This window comes from Massilia cavernae, from assembly GCF_003590855.1.
In the GTDB taxonomy this organism is placed as follows: domain Bacteria; phylum Pseudomonadota; class Gammaproteobacteria; order Burkholderiales; family Burkholderiaceae_D; genus Telluria_A; species Telluria_A cavernae.
Genome location: NZ_QYUP01000185.1, coordinates 1 through 16,892, shown reverse-complemented (window position 1 = coordinate 16,892; position 16,892 = coordinate 1). Strand labels below are relative to the sequence as shown.

At 64.5% G+C, this 16,892-nt stretch carries 14 protein-coding genes and 1 pseudogene; 13 read left to right on the top strand and 2 right to left on the bottom strand.

What is annotated here, in order from left to right; translation table 11 throughout:
- The 9 genes from D3872_RS23615 (at position 1) to D3872_RS23575 (ending at position 9,391) form a co-directional block, all read left to right on the top strand.
- Positions 1 to 456, top strand: coding sequence for a chemotaxis protein CheW (locus tag D3872_RS23615; protein WP_119813059.1), 456 nt, complete (start codon positions 1 to 3; stop codon positions 454 to 456).
- A complete protein-coding gene (locus tag D3872_RS23610; RefSeq protein ID WP_119813058.1) occupies positions 453 to 1,703 on the top strand; it encodes a CheR family methyltransferase in 1,251 nt (416 codons plus the stop codon). The genes D3872_RS23615 and D3872_RS23610 overlap by 4 nt, the downstream gene beginning before the upstream one ends.
- Positions 1,700 to 2,356 (top strand): chemotaxis protein CheW, encoded by a 657-nt coding sequence (locus D3872_RS23605; RefSeq protein ID WP_119813057.1) that lies wholly within the window; start codon positions 1,700 to 1,702, stop codon positions 2,354 to 2,356. Before D3872_RS23610 ends, D3872_RS23605 begins: the two co-directional genes overlap by 4 nt.
- A complete protein-coding gene (locus D3872_RS23600) occupies positions 2,353 to 4,581 on the top strand; it encodes a hybrid sensor histidine kinase/response regulator (RefSeq protein ID WP_119813056.1) in 2,229 nt (742 codons plus the stop codon). Before D3872_RS23605 ends, D3872_RS23600 begins: the two co-directional genes overlap by 4 nt.
- Complete coding sequence (gene cheB / locus D3872_RS23595; RefSeq protein WP_119813055.1) at positions 4,578 to 5,594, top strand: chemotaxis-specific protein-glutamate methyltransferase CheB; 1,017 nt, start codon at positions 4,578 to 4,580, stop codon at positions 5,592 to 5,594. The genes D3872_RS23600 and cheB overlap by 4 nt, the downstream gene beginning before the upstream one ends.
- Positions 5,595 to 5,633: 39 nt before the next feature.
- Positions 5,634 to 6,653 carry a diguanylate cyclase gene (locus tag D3872_RS23590; protein ID WP_119813054.1) on the top strand — a complete coding sequence of 340 codons (1,020 nt, stop codon included), beginning with the start codon at positions 5,634 to 5,636 and terminating at the stop codon, positions 6,651 to 6,653.
- Positions 6,654 to 6,804: 151 nt separating this feature from the next.
- On the top strand, positions 6,805 to 7,296 hold the full coding sequence (locus D3872_RS23585) for a transposase domain-containing protein (protein ID WP_182915911.1): 492 nt from the start codon (positions 6,805 to 6,807) through the stop codon (positions 7,294 to 7,296).
- Positions 7,297 to 7,998: 702 nt separating this feature from the next.
- Positions 7,999 to 8,892, top strand: a complete 894-nt coding sequence (locus D3872_RS23580) for an IS3 family transposase (RefSeq protein ID WP_370660989.1) — start codon at positions 7,999 to 8,001, stop codon at positions 8,890 to 8,892.
- Between the two features lie 7 nt (positions 8,893 to 8,899).
- Positions 8,900 to 9,391 (top strand): transposase, encoded by a 492-nt coding sequence (locus D3872_RS23575; protein WP_229459497.1) that lies wholly within the window; start codon positions 8,900 to 8,902, stop codon positions 9,389 to 9,391.
- Positions 9,392 to 9,427: 36 nt separating this feature from the next.
- On the opposite strand, the gene D3872_RS23570 is transcribed toward D3872_RS23575, so the two are convergent.
- Both D3872_RS23570 and murB read right to left on the bottom strand, forming a co-directional pair.
- A complete protein-coding gene (locus tag D3872_RS23570) occupies positions 9,428 to 10,492 on the bottom strand; it encodes an IS4 family transposase (protein WP_182915718.1) in 1,065 nt (354 codons plus the stop codon).
- 341 nt (positions 10,493 to 10,833) lie between these two features.
- On the bottom strand, positions 10,834 to 11,862 hold the full coding sequence (gene murB / locus D3872_RS23565) for a UDP-N-acetylmuramate dehydrogenase (protein WP_119813051.1): 1,029 nt from the start codon (positions 11,860 to 11,862) through the stop codon (positions 10,834 to 10,836).
- Between the two features lie 130 nt (positions 11,863 to 11,992).
- Between murB and D3872_RS23560 the strand changes: the two genes are divergently transcribed.
- The 4 genes and pseudogenes from D3872_RS23560 to D3872_RS23545 all read left to right on the top strand — a co-directional run.
- A complete protein-coding gene (locus tag D3872_RS23560) occupies positions 11,993 to 12,478 on the top strand; it encodes a YajQ family cyclic di-GMP-binding protein (protein WP_119813050.1) in 486 nt (161 codons plus the stop codon).
- A 125-nt stretch (positions 12,479 to 12,603) separates the two neighbouring features.
- A complete protein-coding gene (locus D3872_RS23555; protein WP_119813049.1) occupies positions 12,604 to 13,869 on the top strand; it encodes a nitronate monooxygenase in 1,266 nt (421 codons plus the stop codon).
- A gap of 154 nt (positions 13,870 to 14,023) precedes the next feature.
- The gene (locus tag D3872_RS23550) at positions 14,024 to 16,408 is read left to right on the top strand and encodes a sensor domain-containing protein (protein WP_119813048.1); all 2,385 of its coding nucleotides are present in this window, start codon (positions 14,024 to 14,026) and stop codon (positions 16,406 to 16,408) included.
- Between the two features lie 200 nt (positions 16,409 to 16,608).
- Positions 16,609 to 16,892 (top strand): annotated as a pseudogene (locus tag D3872_RS23545) (hypothetical protein); the annotation flags it as partial.

Genomic DNA, 16,892 nt, shown 5'->3' with positions numbered 1-16,892 from the left:
ATGAAAGTACTGGTTTTCCACATCGGCAGTGACCGCTACGGGCTCAGGCTCGGCGCGATCGCGCGCGTGGCGCCGGTGGCAGGCCTGAAACAGCTGCCGCTGGCGCCTGCCTTCGTGGCCGGCCTGCTCGACCTGCACGGCGCGCCGGTGCCGGTAATCGACCTGTCGCAACTGGCGGGCGCTCCGGCGGGCCAGTTGTGGTTCGATACCCGCATCATCCTGATCGATTACCCGCATGGCGGCGCTCTGCGCCAGCTTGGCCTGCTGGCCGAGCACGTGCTGGGGGTCGAAACCGTGGCGGACAACGCACTGGCCGGCAGCGGCGTAGCCGGTGCGCCCTTCCTCGGCCGAGTGGCCGGCGGCGAGCAAGGCATGCTGCAGCTGGTGGAACCCGACGGCCTGCTGACGCCCGAAGTGCGCGCCCTGCTGTTCGCCGAACCGGAGCCGGCGCTGTGAGCGTGCGCGACCTGATCCAGCGCGAAACGGGACTCGACCTGTCCGAAGCGGCAGTCGACCGCGCCGTGCAGCAGCGCATGGCGCCGGGCGGCGCGAGCGATCCTGCCGCCTACCTGGCCGGCATGACGCCGGCCGAATTCAAGGCCCTGACCGAACTGCTGGTCGTGCCCGAGTCGTGGATGTTCCGCGACGCCGACGCCTTTATCGCCGCCACCGCCTTCGTACAGCGCCTGCTGGCGCAGTCGCCCGGGCGCATCGTGCGGATCCTGTCGGTGCCCTGCGCCGGCGGCGAGGAACCGTATTCGATGGCGATGGCGCTGGCCGACGCGGGCGTGCCGTCGACGGCATGCACCATCGACGCGGTCGACCTGTCGGACGCGGCGCTCGAACGCGCGCGCCTGGGACGCTACACCCGCAACGCCTTCCGCGGGCAACAGCTCGCATTCCGCGACCGCTATTTCACCCGCGAGGGCAGCCAGTACCTGATCCGTGGCGACATGCGCGCCAGGGTGCGTTTTAGCCAGGGCAACCTGCTGACCGCCTCGTCGGCCGCGATGGGCGGCCGTTTCGACGTGGTCTTCTGCCGCAACCTGCTGATCTATTTCGACGAAGCCACCGCCGCGGCGGCGATCGCGCGGCTATCCGCCCTGCTGGCCGACGACGGCCTGCTGCTCGCCGGCTACGCCGAAGTGCCGGCCTATTGCCGCAACGGCTATGCCACCGTGCGCTCGGCCGGCGCCTTCGCGCTGCAGAAGGCGCCGCACGCCGCGCCGGTGGCCGCCGCACGCCCGCGCGCGCCGCGTGCCGCGCGCCACTCCATGCCCGCGGCGCCGGCAGCGGCAGTCCTCGACACCCCTGCGCGCCCCCGGCCGCAGCGCGCAGCCGCACCGGCCGCGGCGCCCGCTCCTGACTACCGCGCCGTCCTGGCGCAGGCGCGCACCCAGGCCGACCAGGGCAACTACGAGGGAGCGGCAGCGGCGTGCGGGCGCGTGCTTGAAGCGATGCCCGACGCCGCCGAAGCCTTCTTCATCCTTGGCCTGACCAGCGAATGCGAGGGCAAGCCGGCCGCCGCCGCCGAGTTCTGGCGCCGCTGCGTCTATCTGCAGCCGGACCACTACGAGGCGCTGTGCCACCTTGCCCTGCTGGCAGGGGAACGCGGCGACGCAGCGCAGGCCGACGCCTTCCGCCAGCGCGCCGCGCGCGTCTGGCAGCGTGCCGGCGACAGCACGCGGAAAGGCGCACGATGAACGAAACCGGATGCTGGAACACCATTGGCGTGGCCGGCGACATGAGTTGCGGGAAGCTCGCCGACAAGGTCCACTGCCGCAACTGCGAGGTGTATTCGGGCGCCGCCCAGCGCAACCTGCAACGCCCGGTGGATCCGTCCTACCGCGCCGAATGGGCCGCCCGGCTGCGCCAGCCGCTGCCCGCGCCCGAGGCCACCGATTCCTCCGCCCTCGCCTTCCGCATCGGGCGCGAATGGCTGGCGCTGCCGTCCTCGATGGTGGCGCGCGTTGCGCCGCAGGCCACGCCGCACCGGCTGCCGCACCGCAGCGGGGCCACCCTTCTGGGCGTGGTCAACGTCGGTGGCACACTGGCGCCGGCGGTGTCGCTGGCCAGCATGCTCGGCATCGACGAGCGCGACGCCGCCGCGCAGGCCGGCCGCCACACCTTCGCGCGGCTGCTGGTGGTGCAGTGGGAAGGCCATTCCTTCGCGCTGCCGGTGGCGGACCTGCACGGCATCGTGCGCTTCGCGTCCGATGCGCTGACGCCGCCCGCCGCCACCATCAACCGCGGCATGGTGCCCTACCTGCGCGGCGTGCTGGCGCGCGGCGGCATGCACCTGGGCGTGCTCGATGCGCCACTGATCGGCAACCAGATGACAAGGCTGCTGCGATGAGCCACGACCAGCACGGCGACCTGAGCCAGTTTTCGATGCTCGACCTGTTCCGCATGGAGGCGGAGGGACAGGCGCGCACGTTGACCGACGGGCTGCTGGCGCTCGAACGCGGCGCGGTGCCCGACGGCGCCATCGACATGCTGATGCGCGCCGCCCACTCGATCAAGGGCGCCGCCGCCATCGTCAACTTCGACGTCGCGGTGCAGGTGGCGCACGCGATGGAGGATGCCTTCGTCGCGGCCCAGGAAGGCAGGCTCGAACTGTCGCGGGCGCGCATCGACGTGCTGCTGGGCGGGGTCGACCTGATCATCCAGTGCGCCGCCCTGAGCGACGACACCATCGACGTCTGGCTGCGCGAAAACCGCGAACGCATCGCCGCCATCATGGCCTCGATCGCCAATGTGGCCCAGCTGCAGCCGGCACCAAAGCTTGCCGGCGTGGCGCCCGCGCCCGCAGCCGAACCTGCGCCCGCACCTGCGCCGGCCGGCCAGGCGCCGCGCGCGGCCGGCCAGAACTACGACCGGCTGCTGGCGCTTGCCAGCGAATCGCGTATCAGCGCGCACCAGATGCGGCCCTTCGTCGAGTCGCTGCAACGCTTCAAGCGCAACCAGGCCAGCCTGTTCCAGTCGCTGGAACAGATGCACGACGCGGCGCTGCGCAGCGGCAACGCCATGCTGGCGGAACGGGCGGCGCAGGCGCTGCACAAGGCCACTCCGCTCAAGCAGTTCGTGATCGGCCACATGGCCGACATCGAGAATTACGAACAGCGCCTGCTGGGCGTGTCGGCCAACCTGGTCGACGAGGTGCTGGCGCTGCGCATGCGGCCTTTCCGCGACGGCGTGCATGCCTTCCCGCGCATGGTGCGCGACCTCGCGCACAGCCTGGGCAAGGAGGCGCAGCTGGTGATCGAAGGCGAGGACACGCTGGTCGACCGCGACATCCTGGCCAAAATCGAAAGCCCGCTCAACCACATGCTGCGCAACGCGGTCGACCACGGCATGGAAACGCCGGCCGAGCGCAGCGCCGCAGGCAAGCCGCCGGTCGGCATGATCCGGCTCGAGGCGCGCCACCGCGCCGGCATGCTGGCCATCGAGATCGAGGACGATGGGCGCGGCGTCGACATCGGCAAGATTCGCCGCAACGTGGTGGCGCGCGGGTTGGCCAGCGAGGCGATGGCCGCCGCCATGTCGCGGGCCGAGCTGATGGAGTTCCTGTTCCTGCCCGCCTTCAGCCTGAAGGAAACCGCCAGCGCGATTTCCGGGCGCGGCGTCGGCCTCGATGTCGTGCTGCAAACCATCCGCGACCAAAACGGCAGCGTGCACATCGAGTCGGTGCCCGGCTTGGGTTTCCGCACCTCGATCACCCTGCCGCTGACCCAGTCGATCGTGCGGGCGCTGGTGTTCGACGTGCAGGGCGAGGCGTATGCGATCCCGATCGTCAAGGTCGAACGGGTGCTGAAGGTCGATGCCTCCAGCATCAACAGCCTGGAGAACAAGCAGTTCTTCGACTACAACGGCGAACACCTCGGGCTGGTATCGGCGGCGCAGCTACTCGACCTGGGCCAGATGGAAGACGGCGCGCAGGAACTATCGGTGCTGGTGGTCGGCGCAGGTGCGCGCCGCTACGCGCTGGTGGTCGATGCGATCCGCGGGGAGCACAGCCTGGCTGTGCAGGCGCTCGACCCGGTGTTCGGAAAAATGCGCGACATCAGCGCCGCCGCCCTGCTCGACGACGGCGCGCCGGTGCTGATCCTCGACGTGCCCGACCTGCTGCTGTCGATCGACAAGCTGCTGCACCAGGGCGGCCTGCACCAGCTGGCGCGCGCCGGCGCCGACGACCGGCGGCGGGCGCGGCGCATCCTGGTGGTCGACGATTCGCTGACGGTGCGCGAGATGGAGCGCAAGCTGCTGACCGGGCGCGGCTACCACGTCGACGTCGCCATCGACGGCATCGACGGCTGGAACGCGGCCCGCACCGGCGACTACGACCTGGTGATCACCGACGTCGACATGCCGCGCATGGACGGCATCGAGCTGGTCACGCTGGTCAGGAAGGACATGGACCTGCACAAGCTGCCGGTGATGATCGTGTCGTACAAGGACCGTCCCGAGGACCGCGCGCGCGGCCTGGCCGCCGGCGCCGACTACTACCTGACCAAGGGCAGCTTCCACGACGAGACTTTGCTCGACGCGGTGTTCGACCTGATCGGCGAGGCGCGGCTATGAAGATCGGGATCGCCAACGACGTCGCCATGGCCGCCGAAGCGCTGCGCCGGGCGGTGGCCAGCACCAGCGAACACCAGGTGCTGTGGATCGCCCGCACCGGGCTGGAGGCGGTGCGCATGTGCTTTGATAACCGGCCCGACCTGATCCTGATGGACCTGAACATGCCGGAACTCGACGGCGTCGAGGCGACCCGCCAGATCATGGAAAGGACGCCGTGCGCGATCCTGGTCGTCACCGGCAAGCCGGAGGACAGCGTGGGCGCGGTGTTCCGTGCGATGGGCGCGGGGGCGCTCGACGTGACCGCGACGCCGGTGCTGCGCGGTGGCGGCGGCGACGCCGCGCTGCTGGCGAAGATCAAGACCATCGGCAAGCTGATACGGGCCGGCAGCCCCGGCGACAACGGCCGCGCGCCGGCGCTCGCAAGCGCCGCGCCGGGCGGCCCGGTCGGCCACCTGCTGGCGATCGGCGCCTCCACCGGGGGGCCGGTCGCGGTGGCCGCCATCCTGGCCGAATGGCAGCCGCCGCCGTCCACCGCGGTGGTCGTCGTGCAGCACATCGACGCCCACTTCGCGCAGCAGTTCGCCAGCTGGCTGGGCGACCAGCTGGCGGTCGAAACGCGCGTGATCGCCGAGGGCGACATGCTGGCGCCGGGCACGGTGCAGGTGGCGCGTACCAACGACCACCTGGTGATGGAACCGAGCGGCCGCCTGCACTACGTGGCCGAGCCGCGCGACTATCCCTACCGGCCCTCGGTCGACGTATTTTTCCGCTGCGTGGCGCGCCAGTGGAGTGGACCGGCCACCGGCGTCCTGCTCACCGGGATGGGCCGCGACGGCGCCGCCGGCCTGCTCGAAATGCGCCAGGCCGGCAAGGCCACCATTGCCCAGGACGAAGCCACCAGCGCCGTCTACGGCATGCCGCGCGCCGCCGCCGAACTGGGCGCGGCCGAGTTAATTCTTCCGCTCGACGCCATTGCCATGACCTTACGCGGTAAAATTGCCGCAAAATTATAAATATTGCCTAGGTAACCAAGGCAACCAGCCCAAGAAAAGATGCAAGAACCCCTCCAGACCAGTGCCGCGGCCGACCACGCCATTACCAATTTCAAAGTCCGCGTGCTGCTGGTGGACGACCAGTTGATCATCGTCGAGGCTGTCAGGCGCATGCTCGACACCCAGGACGACATCGAGTTCCACTACGTAAGCGATGCCGCCACGGCGCTGGAAACGGCGCTGCAGCTGCAGCCGACCGTGATCCTGCAGGACCTGGTGATGCCCGAGGTCGACGGCTTTGCGCTGATCCAGCAATACCGCCGGCAGCCGGCGCTGGAAAGCGTGCCGGTGATCGTACTGTCGGCCAGGGAAGACCCGAAACTCAAGGCGCACAGCTTCGCGGTGGGCGCGAACGACTACGTGGTCAAGCTGCCCGACCAGGTCGAGCTGCTGGCGCGGGTGCGCTACCACTCGTCCGGGCATATCAGCCGGCTGCAGCGCGACGAAGCGTTCCGCTTCCTGCGCGAAAGCCAGAAGCGGCTGGCCGAGGCCAACATCGAGCTGCAGAAGCTGGCCGCGCTCGACCCGCTGACCGGCATCGCCAACCGCCGCCGTTTCGACGAAGTGATCCAGCTCGAATGGCAGCGCCTGCAACGCGAGCGCAGGCCGCTGTCGCTGCTGATGTGCGACATCGACTGTTTCAAGCACCACAACGACACCTTCGGCCACCTGGCCGGCGACATGTGCCTGAAGAAGACCGCGGCAGTGCTGACCGAGCACCTCAAGCGCCCGGCCGACCTGGCAGTGCGCTATGGCGGCGAGGAATTCGCCATCATGCTGCCCGGCACCGACTCCGAAGGCGCGATGAAGGTAGCCGAAGCCTGCCGCGCCCACCTTGAAGTACTGGCCATCGACAACAAGGGGGCGGCAAGTGGCGACGTCGTCACCATGTCGGTCGGGGTGGCGACGATGGTGCCGGGGCCCGGCGCCTCGACGAACGACCTGATCGCGCGCGCCGATCGGGCGTTGTACGCCGCCAAGGCGGGCGGCCGCAACCGCGTCTGCCGCGCCGAAGGCTAGTTGCAAAGCACATCGGGGACAGACCCCAAGATCGGGGTCTGTCCCTAATGGCGTTGACTTAAGCTTTTGAAGCCCACTTTTTCGTGGCTCTGGTGTTGTAAACAATATTTTGTTGTGTTAACTTTGCGGCGTGATACTTTCAGACGCCATATTGTTTGCCAACGAAGTACCTGAGCCGTTCGACTGGAACCGACTCGGCGAACATTTGCCGTTTGAATGGATAGAGGCCGCCCTTGTGGAGCAAGGGAAGGCAAGCATACGCCATCGTCGCCTCCCGGCGCAGCAGGTCGTCTGGTTAGTGATCGCACTGGCGCTGTATCGCCATCATTCTATCGGCGAGGTACTCGCTGAACTGGACTTGGCGCTGCCAAACGTAACAGCGCCGTTTGTGACGGATGGTGCGGTGACACGAGCGCGCCAGCGACTTGGCGCGAAGCCCGTCGAGTGGCTTTGCCAGATGTCGGCGAAGGCGTGGAGCAGCCAGGACAAAGAAGCCTACCTGTTCAACGGCCTCGTTTTATTGGCAATCGACGGCACCACTCTGCGCACCCAAGACAGTGCGGCAAACCGGCCCACTTCGGGGCCGGCCCTATGCCAAGGGGACTGTCGCGAAGCTATCCCCAGAGTGCGCGGCGCGACCTGACCCATGTGCCCACCCATTCTGTGTCGACGCACTATTTTGTTTCCTTACGCCACCCATTCGAAAAAGCCTTCGCAATGGAACTTATCGACAGCTATCGCGACCGATTCGCTGAAACGTCGTCGATAAAGGTTTCTCGTCTTGCGGAGCTGCTGTGTCGAATCACCACTCGCGGGCGCAATCGGTCATTTCCTCGTTCCCGCAGAAGAGTAATAGCAAATTGGACCGTCCTTATCAGAAAGGTGGTCCAAATGACGCGATCGTGGAAATGCAACGTGTCGGCAGCGGCAGCGCAAGAAGGGCGCCCGAGCTGCCAAGACTTGGCGCGCACGCGCTATCGCGATGATCCGATTCGAAAGGCCAAAAGCATTTGAGACGCCTGACATTTTCGGACACTCCCGTTTGAAAACTCATCAAAGAGAGAACTATTCATTGAAATCGACGACATACACCCCGAATTTCCGGGCAGAGGCAGTCAAGTGGTCTTGCCACAAGGCCTTGACAGCTGGAAGAACGGTGCGCAGCGCCTGGCCATCCCAAGGCACGCTGGCAAACTGGGAAGCGCCGCCAACGCGCGGCAATCGGGCCGCTTGGCGCCGGGCAGCCGAACCGTTCCGGAACTGGAAGCGGAAATTACGAAGCGCCGCAGAGAGTTGGCCCCGAATCGAACATCTGGAACGAGAAATTTAAAAAAGCACCGCGTACTTGCTCCGGGAGTCCGCTGCCCAGTACGCGCAAGTGAAGGCAATGCGACCCGACTACCCGCTGGCCATGCTGTGCCGCGCGTTCGATATCTCGCGCAGCGGCTTCTATGCCGCCACTGGACGCAGGCCCTCGCAGCGCGCGCAGGACGATGAGCGCCTGAAGGTGGCGATTAAGGCAGCCCATGCCCAGACCCGAGAGACCTACGGGCCATTGCGCATGTGGCCGGAGCTGGTCGCACAAGGGTTCGAGACAGGCCGCGACCGTATCGTGCGGCTGCGGCGCGAACTTGGCCTGCGCTGCAAGCAAAAGCGCAAATTCAAGGCGACGACGAATTCCAAACACAGCTTTCCGGTGGCAGACAATTTGTTGAATCAGACGTTCGCGCCGACGCGCCCCAACGAAGCCTGGGTGACCGACATCACCTACATTCCCACTGGCGAAGGATGGCTCTACCTGGCGGGTATCAAGGACGTCTTCACCTGCGAGATGGTGGGCTACGCGCTCGGTGCGCGCATGACGCAGGAACTGACGGCGCAGGCCCTGTGGCGGGCGGTGCGTAGCAAGCGGCCGCCGCCAGGATTGATTCACCACTCGGACCGCGGAAGCCAATACTGCGCCGACGACTACCGGAAACTGGTCAAGCAATTCGGCATGCTGCCTTCCATGTCGCGCAAGGGGAACTGCTACGACAACGCGCCTATGGAGAGCTTCTGGGGGAGCATGAAGAACGAGATGATTCATCACCATAGATATGCCACGCGCGCAGATGCCGAATCAGCGATCAAGGAGTACATCGAGATTTTCTACAACCGCCAACGGCGCCACTCGCGCCTTGGTTACGAATCGCCGGCACGGTTTGCTGAGAACTTCAGAAAAACTGCGCTGGCTGCTTGAAACGGCGGTGTCCACTATTGACAGTACACCTCATTTCTTGCTCACATCCCTGACCGATCGCATCGCATTTAAGGCCGCTGAACTGATCGCGTGCTACGCCCGCCGCTGGCACATTGAAACCAGTTACCGCGAGCTCAAACAATCAATGATGGGCATGGCGTTGACGTTGCGTAGTCAAACGGTCGACGGCGTCATGCAGGAGATTTGGGGCGCGATTATTGCCTACAACCTGATTCGACTTGAAATCGCGAAGGCGGCGCTCGATGCCGGATGTGCCCCGACCGACATCAGTTTCGTGCGTGCGTTTCACACCATCCAATATGAACTGCTTTGGGCTGCCGCCACTCGGGCGCAAGGCAAGCTGCCATCCTTGCTTCAGAACATGCGGCAAAGGCTCGTCACCGAGCTCACTGTAAAACGACCCGGCAGGAAACATGACCGGGTCGTTAAATCGAAATCGCAGCGCTACCCATTCAGGAAAACTAAGAAAATAGCTTAAGTCAACGCCATTAGGGTCTGTCCCTGAGCCTTCCCCTCATATTTCGTACGTCTCGAGCATGGACCCGAGCTCGTTCAACGCTTCGGCGATTTGACGTCGCGTTAAGAGTGCCGAGCTGTGATATTGCAGCCAGTGGCGCGCTAGCGACAGGATGGATAGGGTGGCAGCCGCTTTCTTGCGACTGCCATAGTGAACAGCGAACCCGTTGCGGCGTACGGCCAAGCCGATCAGCCACAGCGCGAACGCAAGCAGCGATGCGATGAGCAACAAGATGGTGAGTCGATGTGGCTTGCGTGTTTGGCTGCTGCTGAGCCCCATTCCCCATTGGGAGCTTTTGAGGTCGCGGAACGTCTGCTCGATCTGCATGCGGCCCTGGTACAAATTAACAACCGCCTTGGCACTGAGCCTCGACAGGCGTGGCGAAACAGCCAGCAACCACGGCTCCCGTTGCCCTGCGCTCTGCTTCTTACTATGGTGGCTCTGCGATTTTTTCCCGAACACAGTCTTGCATGTGCGCCCTTTGGGTACTCTCTTGATCATCACCAAACGGCATGGCACAGGGTTCGAACGGACGTAATTGAAGCTCCCCAGGTCGCGTGCACGTCCCTTCGTGTCCGCGAAATGCTCTTTGCAACCGCGCCAGTCACTTTTGCCACTGGGGGTCACCATGTCGCGGTTTCGGATGCGTCCTATCCAGGCAAACCCGAGTTGATCGAGCATCTTGAACCACGCGGCGCGAAAGCCGGCATCGGTGATGATCAAGGGCTGACAATGGGCTGGCAGCACCGAGCGTAGCGTCTTCATGAACTCGCGGTGCACCGAAGCCGCACCATACTGCGCGGTGGGGTGTATCTCTTCATAGATGACGATAGCGCGGCCCTTCACAACGACAGCCGCACGCAGCACGTGTTGGCTGATGTCGGCTAACAAATCGGACCAGTCCACGATAATGCTGATCTTCGATTGGCCTTGCAAGACGCGCTGCGCGACTGCGCGAAATATCTCCACGCGTTCGGTCGCCAGATGGGGATTGCTCAACAGCCGATCACAGCGCTTGATGCGATGACGCAATGAGCTCGAGCCTTGCACAGACTTACTCATCTTCAGCAAACCAAGCCCGCCACTCCGCGCCGCCTCAATCATCAAGGCAAGGCAATGCCGGCGTTTGGCGTGTATCGATGGGCATTGATCGGCTAACAAATCTTGTATGATTCGTCCTGCATGCATAGTCTGTTCCTTTCGTTCGCAGTTTGGTCGCTACAAACGAAAGGGTTAACACAGCCATGCATGCGCCGTTTTTGGGATTAGAAGTTAACAGGCATCCAGCCTGTTTACAAGCAATTTTTGAGGGGAAGGCTCAGGGTCTGTCCCCGATTTTGGGGGCTGTCCCTGGGTCTGTCCCCGAATTTGACCTGCGCGAAAAGTTCCGCGCTGGCGGAAAATCAGACGAACACGGGTTCCGGGTCGAGCTGCACGCCGTAGCGCTGCAGCACGTCGGCCTGGATCGCTCGCGCCAGCGCGATCACGTCGGCGCCGGTGGCGCCGCCATTGTTGACCAGTACCAGCGCCTGCTTCGGGTAGACGCCGGCCGCGCCCAGGTTCCTGCCCTTCCAGCCGCACTGGTCGATCAGCCATCCGGCCGCCAGCTTTTCGCTGCCGTCGGGCTGGAGGTGGTGCACCAGCTTGGGAAAGTGTTCCAGCAGCGCGGCACAGCGCTCGCCGCTGACGACCGGGTTCTTGAAAAAGCTGCCGGCATTGCCGATCACCGCCGGGTCGGGCAGCTTGCGCTGCCGGATCGCGACCACGGCCTCGCTGACTTGGCGCGCGCTCGGCGCAGCAATCCCCGCATCGGCCACCGCCTGCGCCAGTTCGGCGTAGCGCAAATTCGGCTGCCAGTCGCGCGGCAGCGCGAAGGTGACGTCGACGATCACCAGCCCCTGCCCTTCCCCATGCTTGAACACGCTGTCGCGGTAGCCGAAGCGGCAGGCGGCCGCGTCCATGCTGCGCAGCGCGCCGGTGCGCAGGTCGTACACCGTCAGCGAATGGAACACGTCCTTGACCTCGGCCCCGTAGGCGCCGATGTTCTGGATCGGCGCGGCGCCGACAGTGCCGGGAATCAGCGACAGGTTTTCCAGCCCGCCCAAGCCCTGGTCCAGCGTGTACTGGACGAAGCCGTGCCAGTTCTCGCCGGCGGCGGCCCGCACCAGTACGTGGCCGCCCGCCTCGCCGACAATCTCGCGCCCTTCGCTGCGCATGTGCAGCACCAGGCCGTCGAAGTCGCCCGTCAGCAACACGTTGCTGCCGCCGCCCAGCACCAGCCGCCGCATGCCGGCGAGCACCGGATCGGCCATGACGGCGGCCAGGTCGGCCGCGCCGCGCACCGCCAGGTAGCGGCTGGCGCGCGCGGCAATGCCGAAGGTATTCAGGGATTCGAGCGAAAAATCGTGGGCGATGGCGAGGTCTGCTTGCATGGGATACCGTGTTTTTGCCAGATTATAGGGCGAAAGGCCGAAAAATCCGTCTCGGAGCCGGGACGAGCCCCGGTTGTCCGTTAAAATATCGGCATTCTACATTTAGCAAGCAAAACAAAGAGGAAACAATATGCCGTCTTTTGATGTCGTCTCCGAAGCAGACATGGTCGAAGTGAAGAACGCGGTCGAACAGGCCAACAAGGAAATCATCACCCGTTTCGATTTCAAGGGCAGTTCCGCCAAGGTCGAACAGAAGGAAGCCGAACTGACCGCCTTCGCGGATTCCGACTTCCAGCTGTCCCAGGTGCGCGATGTCCTGATCAACAAGATGTCCAAGCGTAAGGTCGACGTGCGCTTCCTCGACGAAGGCAAGATCGAGAAGATCGGCGGCGACAAGGTCAAGCAGGTCATCAAGGTGAAAAACGGCATCGAGACCGAGGACGCCAAGAAGATCGTCAAGGTCATCAAGGAAAGCAAGATGAAGGTGCAGGCCAGCATCCAGGGCGAGTCGGTGCGCGTCACCGGCGCCAAGCGCGACGACCTGCAGGCGGCCATGGCCATGCTGCGCAAGGACGTGCCGGACATGCCGCTGGAATTCAATAATTTCCGCGACTGACAGGCAGGGACCCGGTTCGGAATACCCGGGCCGGGAAAGCACCATGGAGTAGAATGGAGGGTGCGCGTTCGCGCGCGGCAAGCCGTGCTGGCGCATTCCAGAATCTGGGTAGTTTAAGGATAGCAATGAAACGTGTTGATGATTTCCGCCTGCGTCTGGGCAACAAGGAATATGTACCCATCATGATTGGCGGAATGGGTGTCGATATTTCGACCTCGGAACTGGCGCTGGAGGCCGCGCGCCTGGGCGGCATCGGCCATATTTCCGATGCCATGGTCCCGGACGTGTCGGACCGCAAGTTCGATACGACCTTTGTCAAGGACAAGACCAAGACCTACAAGTTCAACATCAACAACATGGACAAGGCCGTGGTGCAGTTCGACCTCGACCGCCTGGCCGAAGCGACCCGCCTGCACGTGGGCGCGACCATGGAAGCCAAGCGCGGCGACGGCCTGATCTTCGTGAACTGCATGGAAAAGCTGACCATGAATGCGCCAAGGGAAACCCTGCGCACCCGCCTGTCGTCGGCGCTGGACGCGGGCATCGACGGCATCACCATGTCGGCCGGCCTGCACCTGGGCTCGTTCGCCCTGATCGAAGACCATCCGCGCTTCCGCGATGCCTACCTGGGCGTCATCGTGTCGTCGGTGCGCGCGCTGCAGCTGTTCCTGCGCAAGGTATCGAAGCTGAACCGCTTGCCGGACTACATCATCGTCGAAGGCCCGCTGGCCGGCGGCCACCTCGGCTTCGGCCTCGACTGGGCCGAGTACGACCTGCACACCATCATGGACGAGATCCATGCCTACATGCGCGCCGAGCAGCTCGACATCCCCGTCATCGCGGCGGGCGGCATCTTCACCGGCACCGATGCGGTCGGCTTCCTTGAAAAAGGCGCCGGCGGCGTGCAGGTGGCAACCCGCTTCACCGTCACCCATGAGTGCGGCTTGCCCGACAGCGTCAAGCAGGAATACTTCAAGGCGTCGGAAGAAGACATCATCGTCAACGGCATCTCGCCGACCGGCTATCCGATGCGCATGCTGAAGAACACCCCGGCGATCGGTTCGGGCATCCGCCCTGGCTGCGAGTCCTATGGCTACCTGCTGGACGCGACCGGCAACTGCTCCTACATCAACGCGTACAACCGCGAAGTGATGGCCAATCCGGACGCCAAGCAGGTGGTGGTGATGGACAAGACCTGCCTGTGCACGCACATGCGCAACTTCAACTGCTGGACTTGTGGTCACTACACCTACAAGCTGAAGGACACCACCCACAAGCTGGCCGACGGCACTTACCAGGTCCTGTCCGCCGAACACGTTTTCAAGGACTACCAGTTCAGCGTCGACAACCAGATCGCCCTGCCGGAAAAGCAGGAAGCCGCCACCGCCTAGACAGGCTGCCGCCGCATCCAGGGGCCGCGTTTTTACGCGGCCTTTTTCATTGCCGCACGTTAAGCAACCAAGAGTTGGCAGCCTCGAAGCATATCTGGCACCATCGAACCTATCAGTTACCGACGTGTCCAACCCTTACGTTTAAGGGGACTACATGCTTGTCAGCGAAGATACTGTTCTTGCGGCCATGCTCACGGACGTTTGCGGCGTGATCACAAGCTGGAATGAAGGCTGCGAAAACATGTTCGGTATCCCCGCGCAAGACGCCCTCGCAAGGGAGCTCGCCAGCCTGCTGGTGCTGGACGGCGATGACCTCGCGCAGCGCTGGGACCGGCGCGGCGCCCACACCGATGCGCTCGAACTGGCCATCCGCATGCCGGACGGCAGCCAGCGCCCCACTGAACTGACGCTGATCCCCCAGTCCGGCGCCGACGGCGCGGTCACCGGCTTTGTCGCCGTCCTGGTGGCCGAGCCAGACGGCGGCGAGCTGTCGGTGGTCGGGCGCATGCCGATCCGCAGCGTGATCGACGTGTTGCCCGGCACTTTCTACATCGTGCGCGAGGACGGCACCTTCGCCCTGTGGAACAAGACGCTGGAGCGGGTCACCGCCATGACGCCCGAAGAACTCAAGGTTGCGCACGCGCTCGACATGTACGACATCACCGAAAAGCGCATCATCGCGGCCAAGATCCGCGACGTGTTCGAGAACGACGCCGAAGCCCAGGTCGAGGCCAACTATCTCGACAAGTACGGCAACGCCACGCCCTACCTGCTGTGCGGCGCGCGCATCACCTGCCGCGGCACCCACTACCTGTGCGGCATGGGCATCGACATTTCCGAGCGGCGCGAGCAGGAAGAAAACCTGCTGCTGCGCGAACGCGCCCTGCATGCCACCAGCAACGGGCTGGTCATCACCCGCTGCACCGAGGGCGACAACCCGATCGAATACGTCAACCCGGCGTTCGAGCGCATCTCCGGCTATGCGGCGGCCGAAGTCATCGGCCACGACCCGCGCTTCATGGCGGCGCCGGGCCTCGACGGAGACGAGCGCCAGCGCCTGCGCAAGGCCATCCGCGGGAGGCACGAGGCCAAGGTGGTGTTCCGCAACCGGCGCAAGAACGGCGAAATCTTCTGGAACGACCTCACCATCACCCCGGTCGCCGAAAGCACCGGCAAGGTCACCCACTTCATCGGCGTGATGAACGACGTCACCGCCCTCAAGCAGCGCACCGCCCACCTCGAGCACGAAGTCAACCACGACGCCCTGACCGGCCTTGCCAACCGCACCTTGCTGTGGGACCGGCTGGAGCAGGCCATCCACATGGCCCAGCGCAACAAGACGCTGGTGGCCACCGCCCTGATCGACCTGAACGGCTTCAAGCAGATCAACGACAGCTACGGCCACGAGGCCGGCGACGAGGTGCTCAAGGCGGTGGCGCAGCGCCTGACCGAATCGGTGCGCGACAGTGACACGGTGGCCCGGCTGTCGGGTGACGAGTTCGTGCTGGTGCTGGTCAACCAGCCGTCGATGCGCTACACGCTGCGCATGATCGAGCGCTTGCGCGCGGCGCTGTCGAAGCCGGTCACCTTCGACCATACCGAAGTCGAGACCGGCGCCAGCATCGGCATCAGCATGTTCCCGCACGACGGCGCCAACGCGCTCGAACTGGTGCGGGCCGCGGACGTGGCCATGTACCACGCCAAGGCGGCGCACCAGGACCAGGCCTATTTCTTCTCGTCCGACATGAAGTCGACCACCGAGGCCAAGCAAAAGCTGGAGGACGACATGCGCCTGGCGCTCGAGCGCGACGAGCTGTTCCTTCTGTTCCAGCCGCGCGTCGACCTGCGCACCGGCCACATCGCGGCGCTGGAGGCGCTGGTGCGCTGGAGGCATCCCGAGCACGGCGTGCTGCTGCCGGCGGCCTTCCTGTCCGAGGCCGAGGAAAACGGCATGATCGTCTCGATCGGCAGGCGCGTGCTGGAACAGGCCTTCGACTTCCTGCGGCGCCGCCAGGCCAGCGGCCAGCCGCCGCTGCCGGTGGCGGTGAATGCCTCGCCGCGCGAGTTCAGCCAGCCGAAGTATGTCGAGCAGATCGGCGAGCTGCTGGGCAGGTACGGGCTCAAGCCAGACCTGCTTGAAGTGGAAATGCGCGAGGACGGCGTCAACAGCGACCACCATCTCGGGCTCGACGTCATGAGGCAGCTGCGCGACCTGGGCGTGCGGCGTTCGCTGGATGCGTTTGGCGAAGGCATGTCCAACCTCAGCTACGTGGAAAAGCTGCCGCTCACCCACGTCAAGGTGGCGCGCGCGGCGATCAACCGCATTTCGGAGGAAGCGCGCAGCGGCGCCGTGGTCAAGGCGCTGATCGACATTGGCCACGACCTTGGCGCCACGGTCATCGCCAAGGGCGTCGAAACGCGCATGCAGTTGGATTTCCTGAAGGCCAACTCCTGCGACGAAATGCAGGGCCTGTTGTTCAGCGAGCCGCTTGCCGAAGCCGCCCTGCAGGGGATGCTGTCGGGGAGTGCGGTGCATTAATTCCCTGTTGCGGCAACAGAAAATCGGGGACAGACCCGCACATCGGGGACAGACCCCACTGCGGGGGTCTGTCCCCGATGTGCGGGTCTGTCCCCTTAGCATTCCATTCCCCCATTTATGCAGACTGTCGCAAACGGATGGCCGCGCGGGCGTGCACGGCTTAAAGTTGCACCATCCCAACAGTATTTATCGGAGCAGAAATGGCTTTTCGGCTGGTACAGCCTTACACTGCGTGTAAAAAAAGCCAACTGATGCTTACGGAAACGGATTACATGCAAGCTCGCTCCCCATTCCAGCAATCCCTCGCCAATTCCCTTGCCATGTTGCACAAGGGTTTTGACGCGACGGCCACCTGGGTCACCAAGCTCTCGTGGTGGAAATTTTTCCTGTTCGCGGCGCTGTCGCTGATCGCCGCCTCGATCGTGCAGGAAGAACTGTTCTCGGGCAGCGGCGGCGCGACGTCGATGCATTCGGAGAAAAAGCC